The following is a 3,080-nucleotide window of genomic DNA, read 5'->3' as shown; positions in this document are numbered from 1 at the left end:
CAGAAAACTTTCATTTTACAACCTAAAAAACAGCTTCTTATTACAATTTTCCTTCATTTTCCAAAAAATCACCCCAAATTCTCGCGGCAGTTTCCACCATGTGAGCACAAGGACGTTTGGCATAATACTGTGCAGTCCGGGCTTCCGGCATAGACACAATCGGTTCTTTCTTAGACAAACCTAACAAATCACCACAACGAAGCGCCCCGCATTCTTCCTTGAATTTTCCAGCTAACTCCTGCACCAGTTTATAATTTGCCGCCTTGCCTTCCCGGTCTGCCCCATTCACAGCACAGCGTTCCAAACCAGCCAGCAAAAACATACCGCAAGCCGCTCCGCACGTTTCCCTCATACGCCCGATACCTCCCCCAAATGAAGCCGCCATATGCACAGCCTGATCAAAGGTAAAACCATACATATCAGCATATGCCCCCACTACAGACTGCGAGCAATTATATCCCTCTTTAAACAAAGCAACAGCTTTCTGTATACGCTCTTCTTTTGTCATAAAATCCTTTCTTTTTAGTTATTGACCACATTGAGAGGTTTTCCTTCGAGAAACGCCTTCAAATTATCCACCGCCAATTGCATCAGACGCACACGTGCTTCTTTCGTAGCCCAAGCTTGATGCGGCGTAATAAAACAGTTGCGTGCTTTCAACAGCGGATTGTCTGCACAGGGAGGTTCAGAAGAAAGAACATCCAAACCAGCAGCAGCAATCTTACCACTGTTCAGGGCATCTGCCAAGTCTTGTTCATTCACCAAACCTCCGCGACCAGTATTAATCAAAATAGCCGACGGTTTCATTAATGCCAATTTACGGGCATCCACCAGTTCACGAGTTGCTTCCGTTAACGGGCAGTGCAGACTCACAATATCACATTTGCGGAACAATTCATCCATCGAAGGACACTTATGCACATCGGCTGGAAGTTCCGTAGCAGACTTGCTGGTATAGGCATATACGTCCAAACCAAAACCCACTGCAATACGAGCTGTAGCCCGTCCCGTATTTCCAAAACCGACAATACCCATCTTTTTGCCATCAAGTTCATGCAATGGAGCATCCCAGAAACAAAAATCTGCCCGGCTACTCCATTTTCCATCACTCACCTCCTGGGCATAATATCCTACACGCTGTACAATATTCAGGATATGTGCAAACGCCATCTGAGCCACAGAGTTGGTGCTATAAGCCGGAATGTTCGTCACCACAATTCCCCTTCGGGCAGCTGCTGCCACATCCACTACATTATATCCCGTGGCCAATACGCCTATATATTTCAGTGCAGAAAGTTGTTCAAGCACAGCCTCATCCAGCACCACTTTATTCGTAAACACAACTTCTGCCCCCTCTGCTCTTTTGCAGACATCTTTCGGAGCCGTACGTTCATACACAATCACTTCACCCAATTTCTTCAAGGGTTCCCATGACAAATCTCCCGGATTCAATGTATATCCGTCTAATATTACAATCTTCATATCTTTCTCCTTAAAGCTATTATATTCATATTACTCTTTAAACCGTTCACCCCACAAACCGACCATCCGCTCTTTCAGCTTTTGTTCAGAAGGATTATCCTGCGCATGCCAGATACGCTGCGTACGAATCTCTTCGGGAAGGAAATCCTGTTTGACAAAATTTCCCTTATACGCATGCGCATACTTATAGTCCTTTCCATATCCCAACTGTTTCATAAGTTTGGTAGGCGCATTGCGCAAATGCAGCGGAACCGGAAGATTTCCCGTCTGACGCACCAGTTCCAATGCCGAATTAATCCCTTCATAAGCCGAGTTGCTTTTCGGACTGGTGGCCAGATACACCGTAGCCTCAGCCAATGGAATACGCCCTTCCGGCCAGCCAATTTTCATCACTGCATCAAAAGCCGCATTAGCCAGCAGCAGTGCATTCGGATTGGCCAGTCCAATATCTTCTGAAGCAGAAATTACCAGCCGACGGGCGATAAATGCCGGATCTTCTCCTCCTTCCACCATACGGGCCAGCCAATACAAGGCCCCATCGGGATCACTGCCACGGATGGATTTGATGAAAGCGGAAACAATATCATAATGCATCTCTCCCTCTTTATCATAAGCCAAAGGATTCTGCTGCAAGCTTGACACCACTTTTTCATCGGTAATAACCACCGGATTGGCCGTATCCGCTTCTATCACAAGTTCCAGAATGTTCAGCAGCTTACGTGCATCCCCACCGGAATAACGCAGTATGGCATCCGTTTCCTTCAAGTCTACCTGCCGTTCTTTCAATATCGGATCTCTGGTCAAAGCCTGATGAAGCAGTTCAAGCAAATCTTCCTTTTCCAGTGATTTGAGCACATACAACTGACAACGGGACAGCAAAGGCCGGATTACCTCGAACGACGGATTCTCGGTAGTGGCCCCAATCAACGTCACCACTCCCGTTTCGACCGCTCCCAGCAATGAGTCCTGCTGTGACTTGCTGAAACGATGAATTTCATCAATAAATAATATCGGACTTTGCTGAGAAAAAAAACGGTTGGCCTTTGCCTTTTCTATCACCTCACGCACTTCCTTCACTCCCGAAGTAACCGCACTCAGTGTATAAAAAGGAACTTCCAGCCGGTTTGCCACAATCTGTGCCAACGTGGTCTTCCCTACTCCCGGCGGTCCCCACAAAATAAACGAAGAAATCCGCCCCGCTTCAATCATCCTGCGCAACACGGCTCCTTCTCCCACCAGATGTTTCTGGCCAATATATTCATCCAGCGTCTTCGGACGCATTCTTTCAGCCAATGGTTGTGCCATAGTTCTACCTAAATTAATATCCCCCAAAGATACGGAAAGTTTCTGAATACGCCCAAAGAAAACCAACAGTGGCACACAAAAATCATACGATGAAACACAACTGAAATGCAAATGTAAGGGCAAAAAAAAAGGCGCTTTTCACAAAGGGCCTTTTTAAGTTTTCAATAGGTATTAGTTTTTTTCTTAAGGTAAAAAGATTGTTTTCAGGATAACGGCACAAAGATGTAGCCTTTTTTTCAGGTAACCAAATAAAAAAACATGTCATAAAACACATTCTGCGTTTTTTTTCATTT

The 3,080-nt window shown here is 45.6% G+C and carries 4 protein-coding genes; all 4 read right to left on the bottom strand.

What is annotated here, in order from left to right; all coding sequences use genetic code 11:
* Positions 1-40 precede the first annotated feature (40 nt).
* Entirely contained in the window at positions 41-508 is a 468-nt protein-coding gene (locus ACMJ0U_RS00780) for a C-GCAxxG-C-C family protein (RefSeq protein ID WP_417127518.1), read from the bottom strand.
* A 14-nt stretch (positions 509-522) separates the two neighbouring features.
* Positions 523-1,482 (bottom strand): D-2-hydroxyacid dehydrogenase, encoded by a 960-nt coding sequence (locus ACMJ0U_RS00775; RefSeq protein WP_417127517.1) that lies wholly within the window; start codon positions 1,480-1,482, stop codon positions 523-525.
* Between the two features lie 30 nt (positions 1,483-1,512).
* Positions 1,513-2,787 carry a replication-associated recombination protein A gene (locus ACMJ0U_RS00770; protein WP_417127515.1) on the bottom strand — a complete coding sequence of 425 codons (1,275 nt, stop codon included), beginning with the start codon at positions 2,785-2,787 and terminating at the stop codon, positions 1,513-1,515.
* An 82-nt stretch (positions 2,788-2,869) separates the two neighbouring features.
* Positions 2,870-3,080: hypothetical protein (locus ACMJ0U_RS00765; RefSeq protein ID WP_417127514.1), on the bottom strand; the 211-nt coding region annotated here is incomplete at its 5' end.

Source organism: Phocaeicola sp. (assembly GCF_048170425.1).
In the GTDB taxonomy this organism is placed as follows: Bacteria; Bacteroidota; Bacteroidia; order Bacteroidales; family Bacteroidaceae; genus Phocaeicola.
Note: the sequence above shows the minus strand (reverse complement) of the source record. Positions and strands in the feature narration are given on the sequence as shown.

Coding starts and splice junctions, on each gene's coding strand:
- ACMJ0U_RS00780 (WP_417127518.1), bottom strand. CDS start 508: ATGACAAAAGAAGAGCGTATACAGAAAGCTGTTGCTTTGTTTAAAGAG.
- ACMJ0U_RS00775 (WP_417127517.1), bottom strand. CDS start 1,482: ATGAAGATTGTAATATTAGACGGATATACATTGAATCCGGGAGATTTG.
- ACMJ0U_RS00770 (WP_417127515.1), bottom strand. CDS start 2,787: ATGGCACAACCATTGGCTGAAAGAATGCGTCCGAAGACGCTGGATGAA.